Below are 23,542 nucleotides of genomic sequence, written 5' to 3' on the forward strand. Positions count from 1 at the left end.
CGCGTGAGCCTGGACGCGACGACGACGGAGAACCCCGGCGGTCTCGAACTTCCGAGACCGCCCGGGGTGATCCGCCGCTTCGTGGCGGCGCATCCCCTCACCCTCGACCTGTTCGTCGCCGGCACGTACCTGGTGCCGGCGATGATCGGCGGGATCGTCGTCTCGGTTCTCCACCCGAGCGTGCAGGAGGTCGTCCACCTGGCGTTGTCCGGCATCGCGGGCCTGGCGCTCGTCGCCCGGCGGCACCGCCCTGCGGTGGTCTTCGCGATCGCGACGGCCCTGCTCGGCGCGAGCGTCTTCCTCGGACGGGACATGGATGTGGTGCCCACCCTGCTCGCGCTCTATGCGCTGGCGGTGTACCGCTCCATCCGGTCGGCCTGGGTGGCGTTCGGCGTCACCTCGGCCGTGACCATCATGGGCGTGGCGGCGGAGGCGCTCCTGGCGGAGGCGAAGGTGTTCACGCCGTTGCAGACGGCCGCCATCCCGTCCGGAATCCTCGTCCTGTCCTTCTCGGTCGTGGCCGTGCTGATCGGCACCAACGTCGGCAATCGGAGGCGGTACCTCGACGCGCTGATCGACCGGGCGCGCCAACTCGCCCGGGAGCGGGACCAGCAGGCCGAGATCGCGGCGGCGGCCGAACGCAGCAGGATCGCACGGGAGATGCACGACATCGTGTCGCACAGCCTCACCGTGATGATCACGCTCGCGGACGGGTCCGCGCGGGTGGCCGAGGCAGGCGCGACGGGGGCTTCCGGAACGGGGCGGTCCGCGCCGGGCGAGCAGCCGGCCGAGACGATGCGGCTGGTGGCCGAGACCGGGCGCGGCGCCCTCGCGGACATGCGCCGGCTCCTCGGAGTGCTGCGGGACAGCGACACGGATGCGGCATCGCGCGAACCGCAGCCGGGCGTCGGCGACCTGGGCGACCTCGTCGCGACCTTCCGCGCCGCCGGTCTGCCGGTGCGCGTCACGGTGTCGGGGAACCCGCCGGAGGACGTCGGTCAGCAGTTGACGGTCTTCCGCGTGGTGCAGGAAGGGCTGACCAACGCCCTTCGTTATGCGGCCTCCGCCACGGCGGTGCGCGTGGTGATCGTCTTCCGGCCCGAGACCGTGATCGTGACCATCGACGACGACGCGGCGCTGCATCCCGCGGCGGGACAGGGATCGGGACGCGGGCTGATCGGGCTGCGCGAGCGGGTCAGCCTGTACGGCGGGACGCTCGAGGCCGGCCCGCGGCGCGGCGGCGGCTGGCGCGTGCGTGCGGCGTTCAACGCGATTCAGGATGCGGCGCGGCTCAGCCCGTCCGCCCTGGCTGCGTCCGCATCCACTGGCCCCGCCGCCGAGCCTGGCCCCGCCGCCGAGCCTGTCCCCGCCGCCGACCCTGTCCCCGCCGCCGACCCTGTCCCCACCATCGACGAGACCCCGTGACCGAGCCCATCCGCATCCTCCTCGTGGACGACCAGCAGCTCGTTCGCCTGGGATTCCGCATGGTGCTCGAAGCGGAGCAGGACCTGACGGTCGTCGGGGAGGCTGCCGACGGAGCACAGGCCGTGCGCCTCGCGGACGAACTGCGGCCGGATGTGGTGCTCATGGATGTGCGGATGCCCGCGCTCGACGGCCTCGAGGCGACCCGGCGCATCGTGGACGCGAACCCGGCTGCGCGCATCATCATCCTCACCACGTTCGATCTCGACGAGTACGCCTTCGGCGGCCTGCGCGCGGGAGCCAGCGGTTTCCTGCTCAAGGACGCACGGCCGCAGGAGCTGGCCGCCGCTGTCCGGGCGGTCGCGGCGGGCGATGCGGTGGTCTCCGGACGCGTCACCCGCGCGATGCTGGAACTCTTCGCCGACCGGTTGCCGGCCGGCGGCACCGGCGGGGCCTCGGGACACGACCCCGCCGCGGCGTTGACCCCGCGCGAGCGCGAGATCCTCGTCGCCATGGGCGAGGGCTTGAGCAACGGCGAGATCGGCGCCCGGTTCTACCTGACCGAGTCGACCGTGAAGACCCATGTCGGTCGCGTCCTCGCGAAGCTCCACCTGCGCGACCGCGTCCACGCCGTCATCTTCGCCTACGAACACGGTCTGCTCGAGCGCTGAGTTCAGCCTCCATCAAGCCGCACCTCGCTAGGCTCGGTGCGGTATGGGCATCCTGAAACTGAGCTTCTGGGCAGACGTCGGTGCGTGGGCGGTCGCGGCCGGCTGGAACATCGTCTCCGCGGTGTGCATCATCGGCGGCGCGTTCCTGCTGAGCTGGATCCTGCGAGTGGTCATCCGGCATGTGGTGGCGCGCATCGTGAGCGGGGTGAAGAAGGGTCAGAACGTCAGCGACACGCAGGCGCTGGTCGCCTCGCCGCTGGCCGCGGTGCGTGTCGTGCAGCGCACCCGCACGCTCGGCTCCGTGCTCTCCAACATCGTCAACGTGACGATCGGGATCATCGCTCTGATCCTCATCCTCAACATATTCGCGTCGAATGTGCTCGGCTCGTTCGCGCTGTTGACCGCCGCGCTCGGCGCCGGCCTCGGATTCGGCGCCCAGAACATCGTCAAGGACGTGCTGAACGGCCTCTTCATGGTGATGGAGGACCAGCTGGGCGTCGGCGACATCGTGGACCTCGGCACCGCGACCGGCGTCGTGGAGGCGGTCGGCATCCGCATCACCCAGGTGCGCGACGTGAACGGGACGCTATGGTTCGTCCGCAACGGCGAGATCGTCCGGGTCGGCAACATGTCGCAGGGCTGGGCGCGCGTCATCATCGACCTGGCGGTCCCCTACGACGTCGACATCGAGGCGGTCCAGGCGAAGATGCTGGAGGCGGCGAACGCGCTGGCGACCAGCACGAAGTGGCGTTCGCGGATCCTCGAGAAGCCGGAGCTGTGGGGGGCTCGAGTCGATCTCGGCCGATGCCCTGGTCATCCGCATCGTGCTGAAGACCCGCACCACAGCGAGGGACGACGTCTCCCGCGAGCTCCGGATGCGGCTCAAGCAGGCACTGGACGAGCTGGATGTGAAGCTGCCATCGCTCTCGGCCGTCGTGCTCACGGGCTTCGACAGTGCCGCGAGCGTCATGGGGGCGAAGCCGCCGCGCACCCGTCCGAACCCCACCGTCACCCCCGAGCCGCCGCTCACCGGACGGAAGGCCCGAGCGGCAGCGAAGCGCAACCCGGAAGGGAACCCCGGATGAGCATCCCGATCGGCCCGCAGCCCGCCTTCTACGACGTGGTCGGAGGCCACCCCACGTTCGTCCGCCTGGTCGACACCTTCTACCGCGGCGTGGCCGACGACCCGGTGCTCCGCCCGATGTACCCGGAGGAGGATCTGGGTCCGGCGAAGGAGCGGCTGACCCTCTTCCTGGAGCAGTACTGGGGCGGCCCCGGCACCTACAGCGAGCAGCGCGGCCACCCGCGACTGCGGATGCGCCACAACCCGTTCCGGGTCAACCCGGAGGCCCGCGACCGCTGGCTGGCCCACATGCGCACCGCTGTGGATGAGCTCGGCCTCCCGCCGCTGCAGGAGGAGACGCTCTGGAGTTACCTGGAGCGGGCGGCGTTCGCTATGGTCAACACATTCGAGGAGTAGTCCTCCCCGCCGCCCCGTTGCCGAAGGAGACACGGATGCCCGACGAGACCCGCGAGCTCGACGAGCCCACCGAGATGGACGCGATCGTGGTCGGGGCGGGCCTCTCCGGGCTCGTCGCCGCATCCGAGCTCCTGGATGCCGGACGACGCGTCCTCATCGTGGAGCAGGAGCCGTCGGCCTCATTCGGCGGCCAGGCGTGGTGGTCGTTCGGCGGGCTGTTCCTCATCGACTCCCCGGAGCAGCGACGGATGGGCGTCCACGACTCCCTCGCGCTGGCCCGCGACGACTGGTTCGGGTCGGCGGCGTTCGATCGCCCCGAGGACCACTGGCCGCAACGCTGGGCGGAGGCGTACCTCCAGTTCGCGGCCGGCGAGAAGCGCGCGTGGCTGCACGAGAAGGGCGTCCGGTTCTTCCCGGTCGTCGGCTGGGCCGAGCGGGGAAGCGGCATGGCGGGCGGTCACGGCAACTCCGTCCCGCGGTTCCACGTCACCTGGGGAACGGGACCCGGGGTGGTCGAACCGTTCGCCCGCCGGGTCCACTCGGCTGCTCTGAACGGGCGGGCGGCGATCCGCAACCGGCACAGAGTCGACGAGCTCATCGTCGAAGGCGGACGGGTGACGGGCGTCCGCGGCGCCGTGCTCGCTCCCGACCCGGCGGAGCGCGGTGCGCCGAGCAACCGCGATGTCGTCGGCGACTTCGAGCTGCGCGCGCCCGTCGTGATCGTCGCCTCCGGAGGGATCGGCGGCAACCACGACCTGGTCCGCGCGGCCTGGCCGAGCCGGCTGGGCGAGCCGCCCGCTTCGATGCTGTCCGGAGTCCCCGCTCATGTGGACGGGCGGATGCTCGGGATCGCGGAGGCGGCCGGCGCGCACCTGATCAACGGCGACCGCATGTGGCACTACACCGAGGGCATCCAGAACTGGAACCCGGTCTGGGAGCGGCACGGCATCCGCATCCTCCCGGGTCCGTCCTCGCTGTGGCTGGACGCGCGCGGCGACCGGCTGCCGTCGCCGCTGTTCCCCGGCTTCGACACGCTCGGGACGCTGGAGCACCTGAGACGGACCGGCTCGGACTACAGCTGGTTCGTGCTGACGCAGAAGATCATCGAGAAGGAGTTCGCGCTCTCCGGCAGCGAGCAGAACCCCGACCTGACCGGCAAGGATGTGCGCCTCCTCGCCAAGCGCGTCGCGCCGGGCGCCCCGGGGCCGGTCGAGGCGTTCAAGGAGAACGGCGCGGATTTCGTCGTCGCCGACACCCTCGACGAGCTGCTCGCCGGCATGCAGCGCATCGCAGACGTCCCACTCGACGTCGAGCTCGTCGCCCGCCACATCCGCGAGCGGGACGGGCAGCTGGACAACGAGTTCGGGAAGGACCTGCAGCTGGCGGCGATCCGGTCCGCGCGGAAGTACCGTGGCGACCGCTTGATCCGGGTGGCCTCGCCGCACAAGCTGCTCGACCCGGCGGCGGGACCCCTGATCGCGGTCAAGCTACACATCCTGACCCGGAAGAGCCTCGGTGGGATCGAGACCGACCTGGAGGGGCGAGCCCTCGACGCCGACGGATCCGTCATTCCGGGTCTCTTCGCCGTGGGCGAGGCGGCCGGCTTCGGCGGCGGCGGGATGCACGGCTACCGTGCCCTCGAGGGCACCTTCCTCGGCGGATGCCTGTTCTCCGGGCGTCAGGCCGGCCGCGCCGCCGCCCGCGCCTGACCCGCTCCCGCCCCGCTCCCGCCCCACCGTCGAGTACACAAAGACTGCACGCTCCACCGGCGTTTCGCGTGCAGTCTTTGTGTACTCGACGGTGGGGGGCGGGGTCAGCGGCGGAGGGTCCAGGCCTGGCGGCGGACGAGGGTGTGGCCCCGGCGGGTGGTGAGGCGGGTCCAGGGGCCGGTCTCGTGGATGGTGACGGTGTCGTCGTCGCCGAGGAAGCCGAGACTGTCGGCGGCGAAGCCGGCGCCCGACGGCACGTACTCGAGTCCCTCGATGGGGCGGCCCCAGACCTCGGCGCGCACGCGCTGGACCAGCTGCTCCCCTGTTCCGGAGGGTATCGCGGCAGCCACCTCGGCCACCCCGGCCTGGGCAGTCTGCTGAAGCAGCGCGGAGGGCGCCTCGCCGACCTTGCGCCAGCCGCCCCGCGGCGGGGAGATTCCCGCCCAGGTGACCGTCGACACCTCGAGCGGCAGACGGATCTCACGCGGGACGTCCTCCGGCAGCTCCGCCGCCTCGGCCCCTTCGCGCACGCGCGCCACCCGGTCGAGCAGCGAGCGGATGGGCACGACCGCGTCGAACTCCGGCGCACTGTCGACCGCGAAGGTGCGCAGGCCCAGCACGGTGGGCGTCTCGTCCATCAGACCGCGGGGATACAGGATCGCCGTGTAGACGGCGAGGACCCCCGATCCGGCGATCAGGCGCACGGAACCTTCCTCGACACGGGCCGCCCTCGACAGATACGTCTGCAGATCGGCGACGGCGAGGGCATCCATAAGGGAAAACGACTGGCTCATCTGCTGTCTAAACTACCAACACACCACCGACTTGGAGGCACTGTGACCGAGCCCCTGGCTTCTCTCCTGACCGCGCTCGATCTCACCGACACCGGAGCACGCACCAGTGAGGACATCTTCACCGGCCCGTCGCAGTGGATGCCGCTGGGCCGCGTGTTCGGCGGACAGGTCCTGGCACAGTCGATCATGGCCGCGACCCGCACCGTGGATGCGGAGCGCAGCATCCACTCGATGCACGGCTACTTCCTGCGGCCGGGCGATGTGAACTTCCCGATCACGTTCTCGGTGGACCGCATCCACGACGGTCGCTCGTTCTCGACACGGCGCACGCAGGCGTACCAGAACGGGCTGCCGATCCTGTCGATGATCGCTTCGTTCCAGACCGAGGACGAAGGGCTGGAGCACCAGGACGCGATGCCGGACGGCCTACCGGAGCCGGAGAGCCTGCCCTCCACCGCGTCGACGCTGGAGGATGTGCAGCATCCGGTCGCGCAGTATTGGGCCAGCCAACGGCCATTCGACATGCGGCACGTCTCGTCGCCCCTCTACCTCTCCGTCGAAGGGGATCGGGTGGCGCACCAGGCGGTGTGGTTCCGGACCCTCGGCGACATGCCCGACGACCCGGGCCTCCATCGCGCGGCGCTGGCCTACGCGAGCGACTACACGATCATGGAGTCGGTCTTACGCCGGCATGGGATCGCGTGGGCGACCCCCGGGCTGAAGGCGGCCAGCCTCGACCACGCCATGTGGTGGCACCGGCCGGCGCGCGTGGACGAGTGGCTGCTCTACGTGCAGGAGTCGCCGACCGCGAGCGGCGGACGGGGGCTTTCCCAAGGGCGCATCTTCACACGGGAGGGCCTGCTGGTGGCGAGCGTCGCGCAGGAGGCGACCATCCGGCTGCCGCACCCCGAGGACTAGTCAGGCGTTCGTCGTCAGCCGAACGTGCTGCGGAGCAGGACCGTCCCGTTGTCGGCCGAGCGGATGTCGACAGCGGCGATGTCCTTCAGCGGCAGGCTGATCGTCGCGACCGGAGTCGCCGTGGTGCCCTCGTCTGCTGTCCAGGTGGAGACCTGGTGCTCATGGCCGGAACGGTCCGTGACTACCATCGCGTACGCCCAGGCGTGGCCGCTGTCCCCGCCGATGCGGGCGTAGCTGCAGCGCGACTCGACGCGGGTGCCCCAGGGCTCGGAGGTGAGTCGCAGGTCGGCGCTGAGCGGGCTCGGCTCGACCTGGTGCATCACCACGGCAGCGACGGGTGCGGGAGCGGGAGCGAGAACGGACGGAAGGACGAAAGCGCCGATCCCGATGAGGATCGCCGTGGTCACGGCCGAAAGACCGGCCACGAGCCAGCGGGCGCGCACCCTCCGCCGGCGCACCCGGTGCAGGAGCGACGGCAGCATGTCGGCCGAGGGTCCCGGTGCCTCTCCGCGGTCGGCGGTCGCGACGTCCTCGTCGAGCAGCGCGAACGCCTGCTCGCGCGGCACCCGGCTCAGGATGCCCGGCATCCCGGCCAGCTCGCCCACGGCGTCCGCACACCGCTCGCACTCGCGCAGGTGCGCCTCGAACTCCCGGCGCTCGGCCGGCGACAGAGCGCCCAGCACGTAGGCGGCATCCCAGGCGGCGAACTCGTCATGGGTGGTCATCGTTCTGTCACACCCCTCTCCTGGAGTGCGAGCCGTAGGGCGCGCAAGCCGTAATGCAGCCGGGACTTCACGGTTCCTTCCGGGATGTCGAGCTCACGGGCGATCTCCGCCACGGAGCGCCCACCGTAGTAGGCGTGCACGATGACCGACCGGTGCTCGACGGACAGTTCTGCCAGGGCGTCGGAGACGAGCCAGGTATCGAGGACGGCGTCCGCCTCGCTGTCGGGCGCCGGACGCTCCGGCACCATGTCGGTGCCGAACTCGTGCCGGTACTGGGCGCTCCGCCGGCCGTCGATGACGAGGTTGCGGGCCACCGTGAACAGCCAGGTGCGAGCGGACTGCTGCGACTGATCCAGGACGGCGGGTTTTCGCCACGCACGCAGGAGCGTCTCCTGCACGATGTCGTCGGCCATCGCCCGGTCGCCGGTGAGGTGCACGACGTACCGCCAAATGGCCTGCGCGTGCTGGTCGTGCAGCTCGCGCAGCAGGCGGGCGTCCTCCTCCGGCATGTTTCACCTCCACTCTTCACACGATGCAGCGGGCGGAAAGGTTCACGCGCCACGCTTGAACCGATCACCGGATGATCTCGTGAACACCGTAGAAGATGCATCCGCCGACCGGGAGGAATTCCAGTATGAACGACCACGCACCGCTCACCCGCCGCACCCTCGTCTCGATCGGCGGAGCGTCCGCCGGAGCCGTGCTCCTGGCAGCGTGCACGGCCGGGGGCGCCGCGGACTCCGGCGGCGCGGGTGGATCCGGGGCCGGCGGATCGGGCTCCGGCGGCTCCGGGTCGGGTGGTTCGTCCGGTGGAAGCGGGACTGCGCAGGTGTCGCTGGCGTCCATCCCGGTGGGCGGTGCCGTGTCGGCGACGCTCGCGGGCAAGCCGATCGTCGTCTCCCAGCCGGCCGCCGGCACGGTGGTGGCGTTCAGCGCCGTCTGCACCCACCAGGGATGCACGGTCGCGCCGCAGGGCAAGGAGTTCGACTGCCCGTGTCACGGCTCGCGGTTCGATGCGACGACCGGTGACGTCCTGGCCGGCCCCGCACGCGACCCGCTGCCCAAGTTGAAGACCCAGGTCTCGGGCGGCTCCGTCACCGTCAGCGCCTAGGGGCTGCCGTGGAGGTGAACGGGCTTCCGCTCCACGTCCTTCTCGTCCACTTCGTGGCGGTGCTGGTGCCGCTGACGGCGATCGCGGCGGTGCTCGTCCCGCTCTGGCCGGCGGCGCGTCGCCGGTTGGGGATCGTCGTCCCGCTGCTGGCGCTGCTGGACCTCATCCTGCTGCCGATCGTGATGCTGGCCGGTCAATGGTTGCAGGCACGCGTGCCGTCGACGCCGCTGATCCTGCAGCACACCGCGCTCGGAATGACCCTGTGGCCCTGGGTGGCGGCGCTCTTCGTGTTCGCCACGCTGCAGTGGGGCTGGTTCTTCTTCGTGGACCGGCCCGGCTCCCGGCGGAGGCCGTCGGCGACCGTACGCCGCGTGGTGATCATCGTCCTGGTGGTCGTCGCCGTCGCCCTGGCGGTGGCGACCATCGTGGATGTGGTCCTGATCGGCGAGGCGGGTTCGCGAGCGATCTGGCAGAACTCGTTCAGCCCGACGCCGCTGCCCACCGCGCCCCGGCCGACGCCGTAGGACGACAGCGTGCGAGGGGCCGGTCAGGCGCGCTTGGCGAAGACGACCGGCTCCTCCAGGTACGGCGTCCAGGCCGCCCGCTCGCGGTCGTTGATCCGCCGGGGACGCTGTGTGGTCGCGTCGACGAGCACGATCGTCGTCGCCGCTCTCGAGAACAGCGTCGCCGGCTCTGTCCCCTCCGGCGACCACACCTCGTAGCAGACTTCGAGGCTGGCCCCGCCGAGCCGCCCGAGCCACAGCTGCACGTCGAGCGGCTGCCGCAGGTACGGGATGGGCGCGAGGTACTCGATCTCCTGCCGGGCGATGAGCGTCAGAGTATCCGCTCCGGGACGACCGTCCAGCACGGCCGTGGATCCGCCGATCGCCTCGCCGCTGTCTGGAACTGCGCCCCGATGCGATGGGCCGCTGTCGTCGGTCGTCCAGAACGCCTCGATGCGCGCCTCCTCGAGGAGGCGCAGCATCTCGGCGTTGTTCACGTGACCGTAGGCGTCGAGGTCGCTCCAGCGGAGCTTGATCGGAACGTGGAGTCGCATGGCCGTGCGGTCAGTCGCGGGTGAGCTTGCGGTAGGCCGAGCGGTGCGGCTTGGCCGCGTCCGCACCGAGTCGCTCGATCTTGTTCTCCTCGTACGCCTCGAAGTTGCCCTCGAACCAGTACCAGCCGGCCGGGTTCTCCTCGGTGCCCTCGTAGGCGAGGATGTGCGTGGCGATCCGGTCGAGGAACCACCGATCGTGGGTGATGACCACGGCGCATCCCGGGAACTCGAGCAGGGCGTTCTCAAGGCTCGAGAGCGTCTCGACATCGAGGTCGTTGGTCGGCTCGTCGAGAAGCAGGAGGTTGCCGCCCTGCTTGAGCGTCAGCGCCAGGTTGAGGCGGTTGCGCTCACCGCCGGAGAGGACTCCCGCCTTCTTCTGCTGGTCCGGTCCCTTGAACCCGAAGGTGGAGACGTAGGCGCGCGACGGGACCTCGGTCTTGCCGACCTGGATGTAGTCGAGTCCGTCGGACACGACCTCCCAGACGTTCTTGTTGGGGTCGATGCCGCCGCGGCTCTGGTCGACGTAGGAGATCTGCACGGTCTCGCCGACCTTCAGGGCGCCGCCGTCGAGCGGCTCGAGCCCGACGATCGTCTTGAACAGCGTCGTCTTGCCGACACCGTTCGGGCCGATGACGCCGACGATCCCGTTGCGGGGCAGCGTGAAGGTGAGGCCGTCGATGAGCCGGCGGTCGCCGAAGCCCTTCTCGAGCTCCTTGGCGTCGATGACGATCTGACCGAGGCGCGGCCCCGGCGGGATCTGGATCTCCTCGAAGTCGAGCTTTCTGGTGCGCTCCGCCTCTGCCGCCATCTCTTCGTAGCGCGCGAGACGCGCCTTCGACTTGGCCTGGCGTCCCTTGGCGCTCGAACGAACCCAGTCGAGCTCCTCGGACAGCCGCTTTGCGAGTTTGGCGTCCTTCTTGCCCTGGACTTCGAGACGCTCGCGCTTCTTCTCGAGGTAGGTCGAGTAGTTGCCCTCGTACGGATACAGGTGGCCGCGGTCGACCTCCGCGATCCACTCCGCCACGTGGTCGAGGAAGTACCGGTCGTGGGTCACGGCCAGCACGGCGCCGTGGTACTTGGCCAGGTGCTGCTCGAGCCACAGCACGCTCTCGGCGTCCAAATGGTTGGTGGGCTCGTCGAGGAGCAGGAGGTCCGGCTTCTGCAGCAGCAGCCGGCACAGCGCCACACGGCGCTTCTCGCCACCGGAGAGCGTGTCGACGGTCCAGTCCCCGGGTGGGCAGCGCAGCGCATCCATCGCCTGCTCCAGCTGGGAGTCGAGGTCCCAGGCGTCGGCCGCGTCGATGTGCTCCTGCAGCGTGCCCATCTCGGCGAGCAGCGTGTCGAAGTCGGCGTCCGGGTCGGCCAGCAGCCCCGAGATCTCGTTGAAGCGGTCGACCTTCTGCTTGATCTCGCCGACGCCCTCCTGCACGTTCTCGAGGACCGTCTTTCTCTCATCCAGCTGCGGCTCCTGCATGAGGATGCCGACGGTGTACCCGGGGGTCAGCTTGGCGTCGCCGTTGGAGGGCGTGTCGAGCCCGGCCATGATCTTCAGAATGGTCGACTTGCCGGCGCCGTTCGGACCCACGACGCCGATCTTCGCTCCGGGCAGGAACGCCATCGTGACGTCGTCGAGGATCACTTTGTCGCCGACCGCTTTGCGGGCCCGCACCATCGAGTAAATGTATTCGGCCACTCTTCTTCTCAAACTCCCTGTCGTCGGCTTACTGCCGTATTCGAGGATACCGGGGTCGTGTCCGGTTCCGGACGGGCCGTTGCCGCTACCAGTCGATCGGACGGGTCTGCCCGATGAGGCAGTTCCCCGTAGAGAGCACCGGTGTCACCATGCTGGAGTACCCGCCCGCGTCCGCTCCGTTCTGCCCGATCAGGCAGGTGTCGCCGAGGCGCACCGAGAACTGGATCGAATTCGCCTTCAAGCCGATCGTGGTCGTGTCGACCGTCACCTGCATGTCGGCTTTCGTGAAACCGGCGGTGACCAGACCGTCGATGAAGTCGCGCCCCTTCGCGTCGGGATGCGCGGCGAGCGTCGCATGGTTGACCTTGTCGAAGTAGGGCAGGTTCTGCGCCGCTGTGCCACCGGGCACCAGTTGGACCGGCGCCGGCGCCGAGGCGGTCGGCGTGGGCGAAGCCGTCACGGTTGCCGTCGGCGACCCGGCCGGCGAACCGCCCGGAGCGCACCCGGTCAGCGCGAGAACGATGGCGCTTCCCGTCGCGAGGATGAGAGCGGACGCGGCGAAGGGACCGGTCCGGCGGACCACGGGAGACGGCATGTCCCGCATCTTACGGGGACGCCACGGGAATTCCCCCGGGAGCGGTGACCGCATCCCCCGCCGCGCTCTGGCCGGGATGCTCGCCCGATTGCTCCGGCGGATGCTCGCCACCCTCCGGGCCGGCGGCTCGTGTGAACTCCGATCGCCCCCAGGTCAGGTCGTGGCCGATCGACTCCGCCTCGATCTCGACGGTCATCCCCTGCTTCTCGCCGGTCCATTCCCGGAGACAGAGCCGGCCCGAGACCAGCACCGGATCGCCCTTGGAGACGCAGTCGGCCGCACTCACCGCCAGCCGGCGGAAGGCGCTCACCGTGTACCAGTTGGTCCCGCCGTCCTCCCACGACGACGACTGGCGGTTGTAGCGACGGCGGGTCGTCACGAGGCGGAAGCTGGTGATCGGCAGCCCGCCCTCGGTGACGAGATGGCGCGGCTCGGTGGCGACGAAGCCGCGGACGGCGACGGTTTCGGACATGGTCTCCCCTTTCGAGGCCCACCCTGGTGGCGGGCTCGAATCCACTCTGCCGACCGCCGGAAGCGCCCGGACGGCGCGGGCCGATTCTGTGGAGAACTCGTCGCGGTGGACACCTGGGGACGATTCAGGCGGTGACGTACTCCGCATACGACGCCCGGATCTTGTTCACCTTCGGGAGCGCCACGGCGAGGCAGTACCCCTGGCCCGGGTTCTTGGCGAAGAAGTCCTGGTGATACTCCTCTGCGCGATAGAACGGGCCGAGCGGCTCGATCGTGGTGACGATGCCCTCACCCCAGTACTCCGTCGCACGGTCGCGCGCGGCCTCGAAGAGCTCCCGCTGATGCTCCGACTCGGGGAACATCGCCGAACGGTACTGCGTGCCGATGTCGTTGCCCTGCCGGTTCAGCTGGCGCGGGTCGTGGAGCGTGAAGAAGACATCGAGGATGACGCCCGGCGGGATCACCTCGGGATCGAAGGTCACCGCCACGGCCTCCGCGTGTCCGGTGCGCCCCGTGCAGACCTCCTCATAACTCGGGTCGACCACCGTGCCGCCCGTGTAGCCGGACACCACATCCTGCACGCCGCGGAGGACGCGGTAGACCGCATCCAGGCACCAGAAGCATCCACCGGCCAGCACGAACGTCTGCATGGGAACCCTCTTTCGATTCGTTTCCCTCCAGTCTGCCGCGCGTGGCGAGCGGTACGCATCACCTCCGGCTTGACGACACGACGGACCGGCTCCCTCGTGGCCCGCGCAACGGCGGCTACCATCACGGCATGCAGTGGTGGAATGACTTCGTCGATTGGTTCACATCCTCGGACGCGCGTCCGATGGTCTTCTCTGCGGTGGTCCTTGCGATCGCCGTGATCGTGTCCGGCCTGCTCGCCGCCTGGATCGCCCGGGGCGCCCTCAAGGGCCTCCTCACCCGTACCGACCGCCAGCACAAGGCGTCCGCGATCGCTGCACTCGTCGACGCAGCGACCGAGGCCTCCGTCTGGAACTCGCTGACGCCCGCCGAGCAGGTCCTGTCCGACCGCGCGGTCGGCCAGGCCGACATCCTGGTGCGGCTGCTCCCGATCCGGAACGCGGGCCTCGCAGCGACCTGGGCAGGTCACCAGCTCGCCGAGATGAAGCGGGCGTCGGCGACCTTCGGCTACCAGCTCGATCCGGCCATCGCCGAGTTCCGCGACCGTCTCATCGAGTGGCAGAAGAGCCCGCGCCGCGCGAAGCGGATCTTCCAGAGCGACCTGGAACGCTGGCGCTTCGAGAGCGCGGAGCCCGAGAGCGCGGTTCTGGCCCAGCAGGATGCGTGGGTCGCCCAGCAGCACCACGAGCAGTACGTGCCCGCCACGCCGGTGGACACTGCCGCCGTCTCGCCGGACGAGACCACGATCGCCAACCCGTTCGTCGCGGCGGCCGCTGCCGGATCGCAGGAGCACGACACCTCCCCCGGCCCCCGCCTCGGTCAGCCGGTCTGACGCAGAGCTGCGCACGACTCCACCCGCACGAAGGGCGCCGGCATCACGCCGGCGCCCTTCGTCGTTCCCCCGCTCGCGTCAGCGGCTGTACGTCCCCGCGCCCCACCACTCGTCGAACATGCTCGCCGGCGGCTGGCGCTTGTGCTCGGTCGCCCGATAGCGGGCCTCCAGTGCTTCGGCGACCTCCTCCGGGACGTCCTTGCCCTCCAGGAAGTCGTCGATGTCGTTGTAGGTCAGGCCCAGGTTGTCCTCGTCGGTCTGGCCGGGATTCAGGTCGAGGAGGTCGGCCGTCGGCGCCTTCTCGTAGAGCCGGGCCGGTGCGTCCAGGAACTGCAGCACCTGCTTGCCCTGCCGCTTCGTCAGCCCGGTCAGCGGCAGGATGTCCGTCCCGCCGTCGCCGTACTTGGTGAAGAAGCCGGTCACGGCTTCCGCCGCGTGATCGGTCCCGACCACGAGAAGCGTCCGCTGACCGGCGATCGCGTACTGCGCGACCATCCGCATCCGCGCCTTCACGTTGCCCTTCACGAAGTCCGACATCCGCACGCCGAGCGCATCCCCGAACTCCGCCTCCACGCCGTCGGTTCCGCGCTGGATGTTGAACACCACCGAGCTCTTGGGCCGGATGAAGGAGAGCGCGAGCTGCGCGTCCTCCTCGTCGCGCTGCACCGCGTACGGAAGGCGCGCGGCGACGAAGTCGACGTCCGTCCCCTCGGCGGCGAGCCGCTCGACGGCGAGTTGCGTGAGCCGGCCGGCGAGCGAGGAGTCCTGGCCGCCGCTGATCCCGAGGACGTAGCCTGCGGCGCCGGTCGCACGGACGTAGTCCACGAGGAACCCGACGCGACGCTCCACCTCTTCGGACGGGTCGATCTCGGGACGGACGTGCAGTTCTTCGATGATCCTTGCCTGAAGTTCGCGCATGACGCCCAGATTATCCCGGGAGCGTTTCCGCGGTGTGAACGCGAGCCCAGGATTGCTTTCATGCCACGCGGCTCACCGCACGCGCCAGGATCGCCGTGGTGAGCGCATCCACCGGCTCTCGTGCCGCCGACGGGTTCGACAGCAGGGTGAAGTCCACGTGACCCAGCTCCGGGAGCCCGAAGCGATTCGTGACCTTGATCAGGTCGGTCGGGATGAGCGAGCGCGGGAAGACGGCGACCCCGATTCCCGCACGAACGGCGGCCAGCACGCCGTTGACCTCGCGCGTGTTGCAGGTGATCCGCCAGGTGCGGCCGGCCGCCTCCAGCGCATCGATCGCGACCTGGCGGCTGAGGCTCGGCCCCTGGTACGAGATCAGCGGGACGGGGCCGTCCGAATCGAGCGCCGTCTTCTCCTGGCCCATCCAGACGAGCTCATCGGTCGCGACGACCGTGCCCTCCGTCGTCCCCGGAGTCTGCTTGATGAAGATCAGGTCGAGGTGGCCGGCCTTGAGCTTGCGGTGGAGGGGACCCGACTGGTCGACGGTCAACTCCAGGTTGATCTGCGGATTCTGCTGGCGGAAGTGCCGGAGGATGCGCGGCAGCGTCGTGATCGCCAGGTCGTCGGCGGCGCCGAAGCGCAGCCGTCCTCGCATCGCCGAGCCGCTGAAGTAGCTGTCCGCCTCCGCGTGGGCGGCGAGGATGGTGCGCGCGAAGCCGGCCATCGCATCCCCGTTGTCGGTGAGGCGCACGTCGCGGGTGTCGCGCGCGATCAGCTGCCGCTTCGCGGACTGCTCCAGCTTCCGGATCTGCTGGCTGACCGTCGGCTGGCTGATGCCCAGCCGCGCGGCCGCCTTCGTGAAGCTGTGCGTGTCGGCGACGGCGAGGAAGGTCTGCAGCAGCACAGGGTCGAACATCCGCATCCATTCGAAAAGCCAATGAGAGTTATAGCCGTGATCGGCTCCAAGAATAGCCGGGGTTGCGTAGGGTCGGAAGGGACACTTCATACGGAACCAGCGACGACATCGAGGTAACACCCTGTGGCGCACTCCCCCGCAGCCGCCCCGCCCACCGGACCCATGCCGGTCCTCACCACCCGCCCGCCGTGGCGCGAGACCTTCGCCTCGCTCCGCGTGAACAACTACCGCCGGTTCGCGGCGAGCAACCTCGTCGCCAACACGGCGGTCTGGATGCAGCGCATCGCGATGGACTGGCTGGTCCTGCAGCTCTCGCACAGCGTCGCCGCCGTCGGTGTGACGGTGTTCATGCAGTTCACGCCGATGCTCCTCTTCGGCCTCTGGGGCGGTGTCATCGCCGACCGCTACTCCAAGCAGCGGCTCCTGGTGATCACGCAGTCGAGCGCTGCTGGCCTTGCTGCTCTGCTGGCCGTCCTCACGCTGACCGGCGTGATCGAGGTGTGGCATGTCTACGCGATCTCGTTCGGGCTCGGACTCGTCACCGTCGTCGACAACCCGGCCCGGCAGGTGTTCGTCAACGAGCTCGTCGGGCCGCGCTACCTGCGCAATGCGATCAGCCTCAACTCCTCGATCTTCCAGCTCGGCGGGCTCATCGGACCCGCGCTGGGCGGCATCCTCATCACGGCGGTCGGCGGGGGCTGGTCATTCGCGATCAACGCCGTCGCGTGTCTTGCCGTGGTCGTCGCCGTCGCGACCCTGAAACGGTCGGAGCTGCACGCCTCCCCCGCGGCTCCGCGCGGCAAAGGCCAGCTGGCCGAGGGGATCCGCTACGTGCACCGGAAGCCGGTGATCTTCTGGAGCGTCGTCATGGTCGCGGTGATCGCCGTCTTCGCGTTCAACATGCCGGTGTTCCTCGCGGCCTACGCGAACAACGTCTACCACGTCGGCGCGCAAGGATACGGGATGTTCAACGCACTCGTCGCCGCCGGCGCGCTCACCGGGGCGCTGGCATCCACTCGGCGCACCAGTGTGCGGCTGTCGATGGTCGTCGGGACGGCCGCGGCGCTCGGAATCGTGCAGGCGCTGGCCGGCTTCGCCCCCGGCGAGCTGGCCTTCGGGATGCTGCTGATCTGCGTCGGCGTCGGCAACCTGCTGTTCGTCACGGCGGCGAACTCGCTGGTGCAGATGTCGTCGAACGTGCAGATCCGCGGACGCGTCATCTCCCTCTACATCCTCGTGCTGCTCGGCGGGCAAGCGCTCGGCGGCCCGCTCATGGGATGGATCGTCGAGCAGGTGGGACCGCACACCGCCATGGCGATCTCGGGGCTCGTCCCCGCCGCGGCGGCCGGTGTGATCGCGGTCCTCATCGCGCGACAGGCCAGCCTCCGGCTGCGCTTCGGGCTTCGCGGGCGCCGGCCGGTCATCGCGATCGTCAACCGCGCGGGCAAGGCCGGGCAGACGCTCTGAGGTTCACGGCATCCCCTCCGGTATCGTGGAGTCGTCGCCCCCGTAGCTCAGCGGATAGAGCAGGAGCCTTCTAATCTCTTGGTCGCAGGTTCGATTCCTGCCGGGGGCACTCACTCGCCCGGGCACATTCGTCACGAATGTGCACTTAGACCGCGTCGAAAGGCACATTCGTCACGAATGTGCAGTCAGACCGCGTCGAGAGGCGCATTCGTCACGAATGTGCACTCAGACCGCGTCGAAAGGCACATTCGTCACGAATGTGCACCTACACCGCGTCGAAAGGCACATTCGTCACGAATGTGCACCTACACCGCGTCGAAAGGCACATTCGTCACGAATGTGCACCGCGCCGGGGCGCAGCCGGCGCTGCCGGCGCTGCCGGGGCGCAGCGGGCGCTGCCGGGGCGCAGCGGGCATGAGAAAGGGCCGGACTCTCGGAGTCCGGCCCTTTGTTGGGGTGAGTAACGGGGCTTGAACCCGCGACCTCCTGGACCACAACCAGGCGCTCTACCAGCTGAGCTATACCCACCACGGTCGCTGCCGGCCCGACCGGGCCGACGCAAGCAACTCAACGATTCTAGTACATCCGCGAAGACCATTTCTCCACGACACCGGCGGCGACGGCCTGGGTGTCTTCGGTGGTGGGGCCGGGAGGCGCCACGAACGCGGCGGACCGGTAGTAGTCGAGCTCGCGGATGGACTCGAGGATGTCGGCGAGGGCCCGGTGGCCGCCGTTCTTCTCCGGCGCGTTGAAGTAGATGCGCGGGAACCAGCGGCGCGAGAGCTCCTTGATCGACGACACATCGACGTTGCGGTAGTGCAGGTGGTTATCGAGGCGGGGCATGAACTTCGCGAGGAACATGCGGTCGGTCCCGATCGTGTTCCCGGCGAGGGGAGCCGTGCGTGCGGCCGGCGCGAACTTCAGCACGTACTCCAGCACCTCGTACTCGGCCTCGGCGAGGCTCTTGCCGTGCGGGATCTCGTCGATCAGACCGGATGTCGTGTGCATCTGCCGGACGAAGTCACCCATGTTCTCAAGGGCGGAGTCGTCGGGCTTGATGACGATGCTCAGTCCCGGGTCGAGGACAGTGAGCTCGAAGTCGGTGATCACGACCGCGATCTCGACGAGCTGGTCGACCTCGAGGTCGAGGCCGGTCATCTCGCAGTCGATCCAGACCAGTCGATCCGAGGAAGTAGCCATAACAGGGAGTCTAGTGCGGGCCCCCGACAGCCCAGGTCTGCCTGCCGGCGCCCCGATCGAGCCGCTGCGGCACGGGCAGTTTGGGTCCCAGCCCATCGCCCGTGGAGACGTGCCGGAGCCGCCGGCCGACCCACGGGATGGCGTACACCCGCAACCACGTCCGGAACGGCAGGGAGTCCGGAGGAGGAGGAGCAGGCGCGGACGCGGCCGCAGCCGACTCCGCCGCCGACTCCGGACCCCTCACCTCGGCATAGGGCACCCCGAGCGTATGGGCGGCGTGCGCCGCGAGCAGCCGGTGACCGCGCGCGCTCAGGTGCACCCGGTCGGACGCCCACATCGCCGGATCCCGGAATTCGCGGACGCCCCACACATCCAGCACGGTCGCCCGCTGATCCCGCGCGATGCTCCAGATGTTGGCGTTGAAGACGGCCGCCCGGCCGCGGAAGGGTTTGAGGAAGAAGGCGAACTGCGGGTCGAAGATGTTCGCGAGCAGCACTGTCGTCCCCGACGCCCGCAGCGCACGGATGCCGCCCTCCAGCCGCGCAGCGAGCGCATCCGGGTCGGCGGCCGGACTCATCAGGTCGTTCCCGCCGATCATCACCGAGACGAGATCCGGCCCGAACTCGAGCGCGTGCGGGATCTGAGCATCCACCACATCGGCGATACGCCTGCCGCGCACGGCGAGGTTGGCGAACTCGAGTGAGGTCCCGGCCAGCCGGGCGTCCCCGTCGAGGATCCCGGCGAGACGGTCGGCCCAGCCCAGCCAGCCGTCCGGCTGTCCGGGCAGGGTGTCGCACAGGCCCTCGGTGAGCGAGTCTCCGAGGGCGACGTATCGCGTGAAGGTCGTTCGGCTCACGGGACGATTGTGCGGGCCGACACAGCGCCGCAGGGCCGGCGACAGCCTCCACCGCACGATGGTCGCCGCGATTTCGCCCGACGTACACTGGCGATGTGGATTCGACACCGGCCGTTGCCCCGCAGGTCACCGGCGAAGCGCAACTGATTCTCTACACATCGGCGTTCTGCGAGCCGTGCATGCAGACCCGCGCGGTGCTCGCCGAAGCCGCTCGGCTGGCCCCCCGGATCGTCGTCACCGAGTTGGATGTGGCACGCCACGCCGAGCGCGCAGAGCAGGACAGCATCCGCTCGACACCGACGGTGATCGTCAGCGCAGCGAACGGCGACGAGGTGTTCCGGGCCGAAGGCGTGCCGACGCTGGCGCAGGTGCTGGCCGCGGCGGCAAAAGCTCTCTGAGCGCGCCATGGCGTCGACCGGACTCGGTGCGAACTACGGGAAGCTGTGGACTTCCGCAGGATTCTCTAACCTCGCCGACGGAGCGATGAAGGTGGCCCTCCCGCTGGTGGCGGTCCGCTACACGGACTCCCCCGCGGTGATCGCTGGGCTCACGTTCGCATTCACCCTGCCGTGGCTGCTCTTCGCGCTCACGGCCGGCGCGTTGGCCGACCGGCTCGACCGCAGGCGGCTGATGCTCGTCGCCAATCTCGCCCGCGCCTTCTTCCTCGCGTGTCTGACGGCCGCATCCCTCGCCGGGGCCACCTCGATCTGGCTGCTCTATGCGGCGGCGGTCTGCGTCGGCGTAGCGGAAACGGTCTACGACACGTCCTCGCAGTCGATCCTGCCGCAACTGGTCGCGCGGGATCAGTTGTCGCGGGCGAACGGGCGCCTCTACGCGGCCGAGCTGACGGCCAACCAGTTCATCGGCCCTCCCCTCGGCGGATTCCTCGTCGCGGCCGGCGTCGTGTTCGCCTTCGGGACGCCGGTGCTGCTCTGGGTGGCTGCCATCGGGATGCTGCTGGTCCTTCGCGGACGCTTCAGCGCCCGGCGCACGGAGCGGACCACGATCCGCGCAGATATCGCAGAAGGCTTGCGTTACCTGGGCAGCAGCACGCTGCTGCGCACGCTCGCCATCATGGTGGGCGTCTTCAACTTCGCCAGCTCGGCGGTCTTCACCGTGTTCGTGCTCTACGCCGTCGGGCCGCATTCGGCCATGAAGCTGAGCGACCCTGCGTACGGCCTGCTGCTCACCGCATCCGCCCTCGGAAGCGTCATCGGGACCTTCCTGGCCGAGCCGGCGGAGCGGATCCTCGGACGCTCGCGGGCCCTCCTGCTGACGGTCGCCGGCTCGCTGCTCGCCGTCGCGACGCCCGGTTTCACCGCCGATCCGTTCATCATCGGAGCCGGCCTGCTGATCGGTGGCATCACCGTCTCGGTCTGGAACGTCATCACCGTGTCCCTGCGCCAGCGCGTCACGCCGACGCGGCTCCTGGGCCGGCTGAACAGCGCCTACCGGCTGCTCGCCTGGGGCACGATGCCGCTCGGCGCAGCCGTCGGCGGCCTCATCGGGCAGCTGTTCGGCGTGCACTGGGTGTTCCTCGCAATGGGCGCTCTCGTCGTGCTCCTGCTCATCCCGATGCTGTGGATTTCGGACCGCCGAATGGATGACGCCGAAGCCGCCGCCGAGGCCGAAGAGTCGTCCGTCGACGGCTGACACGCACACGACCTTCCCAGGTTCTATGCCTGACCTGTCCAGAAACAGCACCTAGGGTCGGTCGGCGACGGCATCGACAGCCGTCCGTGCCGCGCAGGTGCGCATCCAGTCCCCCGAACCCGAATACCCGAGGCGCTTCGACGCCCGTTCCTGGATGCTCACCGTTTCGATCGCACGGCACACCCGCGCTGCACGTTGCGCCTTCCGGACCACGGGTCCACCGGGTGCTTTCGCGCGTGCTCCGCGATTGTCAGCCCGCAGGACCCTCCCGAGAAGTCCGGGTCCGGACGTGTGCGCGCCCCACCGGTGCAGCGTGCGTCAGCCGGGGAAACCCTACCCAGGAAAAGCATGCTGAGTTCCCTCCTCACCTCCGTAAAAAATAGCCCCGTCCCCCTCAGTCGCGTCATCTCCGGCGCCGCCGCCGTGATCATCGGCGCCAGCCTCCTCGCTCCCTCGATCGCCCAGGCGCAGCAGCAGGAGCAGCACAGTGAGCAGGTGACCCGCCAGCTCTCCCAAGCCAATGGGATGCAGCACGAGCAGCTCTCCGTCTACGACTCGATCGTGCGCGACCGCCTCCAGAGCGAGGCGGAGACGACGTTGAGCGGCGCGCAGGCGACCGTCGCCGCTTACCAGTCCAAGGCGGACGCGTCGGCTGCGAAGACCGCGATCGCGGGCCTGAGCAACTTCACCAGGCTGGACGACTCGAAGCTGCGCAGCAGCATCGACGCCACGCAGGCCGCCTCCGACAAGCTCGCCGCAGCAGCCGCAGAGGCGGACCGCCGCGCCGCCGCTGCAGCAGCTGCCGCAGCGGCCGCCGCTCAGGCAGCCGCCGCCGCGCAGCAGAACGCGAACACGCCGGACGCCGCCAAGGCCACCGCCGCCGCCATCGCCTCCAGCCAGTACGGCTGGGGTTCCGACCAGTTCCAATGCCTCCAGCAGCTGTGGCAGCGCGAGTCGCAGTGGAACTACCAGGCGATGAACCCGGGCAGCGGCGCGACGGGCATCCCGCAGGCGCTCCCCGGCAGCAAGATGGCGGCCTTCGGCACCGACTGGGCCACCAACGCCACCACCCAGATCAAGTGGGGACTGGACTACATCGCCCGCGGCTACGGCACGCCATGCGGGGCGTGGGGTCACTCCGAGTCGTACAACTGGTATTGATCCGCGGTTAGCCACCGGCACGTCTGCCGGCGGGCGTGCGAGCGCCCGCCGGTAGACTTCCCCGGGTGAGCAGCAGCGGCGACCGCGGGCCGGGACTCCGGCTCGACCAGGAGGCCTTCGAGGCCCTCGTCACGGACGAGCTCGACCAGCTGCCGGACGAGATGGTCGATGGCCTCGACAACATCGTGTTCATCGTCGAGGACCGCCCGGAGGACGGCTCGCTCGACCTCCTCGGCCTCTACGACGGCGTCGCGCTCACCGAGCGCGACACGTACGGCTTCGGCGAGATGCCCGACCGTATCGTGCTGTACCGGGAGCCGTTGCTCGCGATCTGCGCGGACGAGGACGAACTGCGCGACGAGATCCACATCACCCTCGTCCACGAGATCGCGCACTACTACGGCATCGACGACGACCGGCTCCACGATCTCGGCTGGGCGTAGCCGGTGATTCACTGATGGGGGTCTATTTGACTACCGCGATCCCGGACGAACTCTGGGACGGGATCACGTAATACACAAGCACCGTGCCGCGGAAGCCCACCTGCTCGAGCGGACCCGTCACTCCGCACAGAACAATCGCCTGGCTTCCAGGAAGCCTGCTGTAGTTGCCGTCCTTCGATGGGTCGCCTCCAGCAGAAATTGTTAGCTGTTTGGCGTCTTCGAGTGTCGACGCAAGGGCTCCGACCAGACGCAGACCCTTCTTGGTCGCCATATTGTCCTTGTAGAACGTCTCGCATGCGCCGCGCGCCGCCCCATTCGAAACCCCTGCGCTCATGACGGAGTCAACCGTCACTTTTGAAGGGGAGCCACAGGCGGAAAGAAGAAGTGCGGCCGCAAGGGCAGCTACCGCGCATAGGCTGCGCTGACCAGCTCTACTTCTTTTGGCGAACATAGACTTGAACCACAAACGGATAGTATCCCTGTCCTGGCTGAAGATCCGAGGGACTTAGGTCAGCACCCTTGATGCCGCTCGGGATTCCTACATTGTCGAATGGGGTTCCTGTCGCTTTTACCGAGAAGTGTTCCTTCATACAAGTATCTGGCCCCATGCACCCGATCAGGGCACTGGGGTAAAGGGGGAAACTAGCCGATCCTCCAGGCAGGATGGCGGCCGCTCCAGACTTTTCGTACGGCAGGTGCGAAAACACGTCGTCTGGATCAATTGAGTCCCCCATGAACGCTTGGATTTCCTACGGTCATGGTGGCGGAAGAGCGCTGGAGGCGTGCCGGACAGTCGCAACACCGC

Annotated in this window: 26 protein-coding genes, 2 tRNA genes and 1 pseudogene; 15 read left to right on the forward strand and 14 right to left on the reverse strand. The window is 69.2% G+C overall.

Annotated features, from left to right (window positions below; translation table 11 throughout):
- Window positions 1-3: 3 nt before the first annotated feature.
- From BM287_RS12350 to BM287_RS12370, 5 genes and pseudogenes are all read left to right on the forward strand, one after another.
- Window positions 4-1,425, forward strand: coding sequence for a sensor histidine kinase (locus tag BM287_RS12350; protein ID WP_139230670.1), 1,422 nt, complete (start codon window positions 4-6; stop codon window positions 1,423-1,425).
- The gene (locus BM287_RS12355) at window positions 1,422-2,093 is read left to right on the forward strand and encodes a response regulator (protein ID WP_090040062.1); all 672 of its coding nucleotides are present in this window, start codon (window positions 1,422-1,424) and stop codon (window positions 2,091-2,093) included. Before BM287_RS12350 ends, BM287_RS12355 begins: the two co-directional genes overlap by 4 nt.
- Before the next feature lie 43 nt (window positions 2,094-2,136).
- Window positions 2,137-3,178 (forward strand): annotated as a pseudogene (locus BM287_RS12360) (mechanosensitive ion channel domain-containing protein).
- A complete protein-coding gene (locus BM287_RS12365; protein ID WP_090040067.1) occupies window positions 3,175-3,573 on the forward strand; it encodes a globin in 399 nt (132 codons plus the stop codon). The pseudogene BM287_RS12360 and the gene BM287_RS12365 overlap by 4 nt, the downstream one beginning before the upstream one ends.
- Window positions 3,574-3,608: 35 nt before the next feature.
- Window positions 3,609-5,282: an FAD-binding dehydrogenase gene (locus BM287_RS12370; protein ID WP_139230671.1), complete on the forward strand. Its 1,674-nt coding sequence runs from the start codon at window positions 3,609-3,611 to the stop codon at window positions 5,280-5,282.
- A 104-nt stretch (window positions 5,283-5,386) separates the two neighbouring features.
- Here the strand turns inward: BM287_RS12370 and BM287_RS12375 are convergent, their stop codons facing one another.
- The gene (locus BM287_RS12375) at window positions 5,387-6,076 is read right to left on the reverse strand and encodes a DUF8185 domain-containing protein (RefSeq protein ID WP_090040069.1); all 690 of its coding nucleotides are present in this window, start codon (window positions 6,074-6,076) and stop codon (window positions 5,387-5,389) included.
- Between the two features lie 42 nt (window positions 6,077-6,118).
- Between BM287_RS12375 and BM287_RS12380 the strand changes: the two genes are divergently transcribed.
- Window positions 6,119-6,994: an acyl-CoA thioesterase gene (locus BM287_RS12380; protein WP_090040071.1), complete on the forward strand. Its 876-nt coding sequence runs from the start codon at window positions 6,119-6,121 to the stop codon at window positions 6,992-6,994.
- 14 nt (window positions 6,995-7,008) lie between these two features.
- Here BM287_RS12380 and BM287_RS12385 read toward each other — a convergent pair whose 3' ends face one another.
- Both BM287_RS12385 and BM287_RS12390 read right to left on the reverse strand, forming a co-directional pair.
- The gene (locus tag BM287_RS12385) at window positions 7,009-7,719 is read right to left on the reverse strand and encodes a zf-HC2 domain-containing protein (RefSeq protein WP_090040073.1); all 711 of its coding nucleotides are present in this window, start codon (window positions 7,717-7,719) and stop codon (window positions 7,009-7,011) included.
- Window positions 7,716-8,228 (reverse strand): sigma-70 family RNA polymerase sigma factor, encoded by a 513-nt coding sequence (locus BM287_RS12390; RefSeq protein WP_090040076.1) that lies wholly within the window; start codon window positions 8,226-8,228, stop codon window positions 7,716-7,718. Before BM287_RS12390 ends, BM287_RS12385 begins: the two co-directional genes overlap by 4 nt.
- Window positions 8,229-8,353: 125 nt before the next feature.
- On the opposite strand from BM287_RS12390, the gene BM287_RS12395 reads away from it, so the two are divergent.
- Both BM287_RS12395 and BM287_RS12400 read left to right on the forward strand, forming a co-directional pair.
- Entirely contained in the window at window positions 8,354-8,830 is a 477-nt protein-coding gene (locus BM287_RS12395) for a QcrA and Rieske domain-containing protein (RefSeq protein ID WP_090040079.1), read from the forward strand.
- A gap of 8 nt (window positions 8,831-8,838) precedes the next feature.
- Window positions 8,839-9,354, forward strand: coding sequence for a hypothetical protein (locus tag BM287_RS12400; RefSeq protein ID WP_090040081.1), 516 nt, complete (start codon window positions 8,839-8,841; stop codon window positions 9,352-9,354).
- Between the two features lie 23 nt (window positions 9,355-9,377).
- Here BM287_RS12400 and BM287_RS12405 read toward each other — a convergent pair whose 3' ends face one another.
- The 5 genes from BM287_RS12405 to msrA all read right to left on the reverse strand — a co-directional run bounded on the left by BM287_RS12405 (window position 9,378) and on the right by msrA (window position 13,296).
- Window positions 9,378-9,887, reverse strand: coding sequence for an acyl-CoA thioesterase (locus BM287_RS12405; protein ID WP_090040084.1), 510 nt, complete (start codon window positions 9,885-9,887; stop codon window positions 9,378-9,380).
- 10 nt (window positions 9,888-9,897) lie between these two features.
- Window positions 9,898-11,580 (reverse strand): energy-dependent translational throttle protein EttA, encoded by a 1,683-nt coding sequence (gene ettA / locus BM287_RS12410; RefSeq protein ID WP_090040086.1) that lies wholly within the window; start codon window positions 11,578-11,580, stop codon window positions 9,898-9,900.
- 85 nt (window positions 11,581-11,665) lie between these two features.
- A complete protein-coding gene (locus tag BM287_RS12415; RefSeq protein WP_348271701.1) occupies window positions 11,666-12,175 on the reverse strand; it encodes a DUF6993 domain-containing protein in 510 nt (169 codons plus the stop codon).
- A gap of 10 nt (window positions 12,176-12,185) precedes the next feature.
- Window positions 12,186-12,647 (reverse strand): single-stranded DNA-binding protein, encoded by a 462-nt coding sequence (locus BM287_RS12420; protein WP_090040089.1) that lies wholly within the window; start codon window positions 12,645-12,647, stop codon window positions 12,186-12,188.
- Between the two features lie 124 nt (window positions 12,648-12,771).
- Entirely contained in the window at window positions 12,772-13,296 is a 525-nt protein-coding gene (gene msrA / locus BM287_RS12425) for a peptide-methionine (S)-S-oxide reductase MsrA (RefSeq protein ID WP_090040092.1), read from the reverse strand.
- A 128-nt stretch (window positions 13,297-13,424) separates the two neighbouring features.
- On the opposite strand from msrA, the gene BM287_RS12430 reads away from it, so the two are divergent.
- The gene (locus BM287_RS12430) at window positions 13,425-14,126 is read left to right on the forward strand and encodes a hypothetical protein (RefSeq protein ID WP_090040233.1); all 702 of its coding nucleotides are present in this window, start codon (window positions 13,425-13,427) and stop codon (window positions 14,124-14,126) included.
- 78 nt (window positions 14,127-14,204) lie between these two features.
- Here BM287_RS12430 and nadE read toward each other — a convergent pair whose 3' ends face one another.
- Together nadE and BM287_RS12440 are read right to left on the reverse strand one after the other, a co-directional pair.
- Window positions 14,205-15,044 carry an ammonia-dependent NAD(+) synthetase gene (gene nadE / locus BM287_RS12435; RefSeq protein ID WP_090040094.1) on the reverse strand — a complete coding sequence of 280 codons (840 nt, stop codon included), beginning with the start codon at window positions 15,042-15,044 and terminating at the stop codon, window positions 14,205-14,207.
- 58 nt (window positions 15,045-15,102) lie between these two features.
- Complete coding sequence (locus tag BM287_RS12440) at window positions 15,103-15,957, reverse strand: LysR substrate-binding domain-containing protein (protein ID WP_090040096.1); 855 nt, start codon at window positions 15,955-15,957, stop codon at window positions 15,103-15,105.
- 162 nt (window positions 15,958-16,119) lie between these two features.
- Here BM287_RS12440 and BM287_RS12445 point away from each other — a divergent pair, with 162 nt between their 5' ends.
- Both BM287_RS12445 and BM287_RS12450 read left to right on the forward strand, forming a co-directional pair.
- Window positions 16,120-17,424 (forward strand): MFS transporter, encoded by a 1,305-nt coding sequence (locus BM287_RS12445; RefSeq protein WP_090040099.1) that lies wholly within the window; start codon window positions 16,120-16,122, stop codon window positions 17,422-17,424.
- Window positions 17,425-17,460: 36 nt separating this feature from the next.
- A tRNA-Arg gene (locus tag BM287_RS12450) sits at window positions 17,461-17,533 on the forward strand.
- Window positions 17,534-17,876: 343 nt separating this feature from the next.
- Here the strand turns inward: BM287_RS12450 and BM287_RS12455 are convergent.
- From BM287_RS12455 to BM287_RS12465, 3 genes are all read right to left on the reverse strand, one after another.
- Window positions 17,877-17,952: transfer RNA gene (locus BM287_RS12455), tRNA-His, on the reverse strand.
- Window positions 17,953-18,000: 48 nt separating this feature from the next.
- Complete coding sequence (gene orn, locus BM287_RS12460) at window positions 18,001-18,624, reverse strand: oligoribonuclease (protein WP_090040101.1); 624 nt, start codon at window positions 18,622-18,624, stop codon at window positions 18,001-18,003.
- 10 nt (window positions 18,625-18,634) lie between these two features.
- Entirely contained in the window at window positions 18,635-19,480 is an 846-nt protein-coding gene (locus tag BM287_RS12465) for an SGNH/GDSL hydrolase family protein (protein WP_090040104.1), read from the reverse strand.
- A gap of 95 nt (window positions 19,481-19,575) precedes the next feature.
- Here BM287_RS12465 and BM287_RS12470 point away from each other — a divergent pair, with 95 nt between their 5' ends.
- From BM287_RS12470 to BM287_RS12485, 4 genes are all read left to right on the forward strand, one after another.
- Window positions 19,576-19,878 carry a thioredoxin family protein gene (locus tag BM287_RS12470; protein ID WP_090040106.1) on the forward strand — a complete coding sequence of 101 codons (303 nt, stop codon included), beginning with the start codon at window positions 19,576-19,578 and terminating at the stop codon, window positions 19,876-19,878.
- Between the two features lie 7 nt (window positions 19,879-19,885).
- Entirely contained in the window at window positions 19,886-21,133 is a 1,248-nt protein-coding gene (locus tag BM287_RS12475) for an MFS transporter (RefSeq protein ID WP_090040108.1), read from the forward strand.
- 348 nt (window positions 21,134-21,481) lie between these two features.
- Complete coding sequence (locus BM287_RS12480) at window positions 21,482-22,294, forward strand: aggregation-promoting factor C-terminal-like domain-containing protein (RefSeq protein WP_090040110.1); 813 nt, start codon at window positions 21,482-21,484, stop codon at window positions 22,292-22,294.
- 161 nt (window positions 22,295-22,455) lie between these two features.
- A complete protein-coding gene (locus BM287_RS12485; RefSeq protein ID WP_244528246.1) occupies window positions 22,456-22,737 on the forward strand; it encodes a metallopeptidase family protein in 282 nt (93 codons plus the stop codon).
- Between the two features lie 22 nt (window positions 22,738-22,759).
- On the opposite strand, the gene BM287_RS17570 is transcribed toward BM287_RS12485, so the two are convergent.
- Window positions 22,760-23,008 carry a hypothetical protein gene (locus BM287_RS17570; protein ID WP_139230672.1) on the reverse strand — a complete coding sequence of 83 codons (249 nt, stop codon included), beginning with the start codon at window positions 23,006-23,008 and terminating at the stop codon, window positions 22,760-22,762.
- Between the last annotated feature and the right edge of the window lie 534 nt (window positions 23,009-23,542).

Source organism: Leifsonia sp. CL147, assembly GCF_900114565.1.
In the GTDB taxonomy this organism is placed as follows: Bacteria; Actinomycetota; Actinomycetes; order Actinomycetales; family Microbacteriaceae; genus Leifsonia.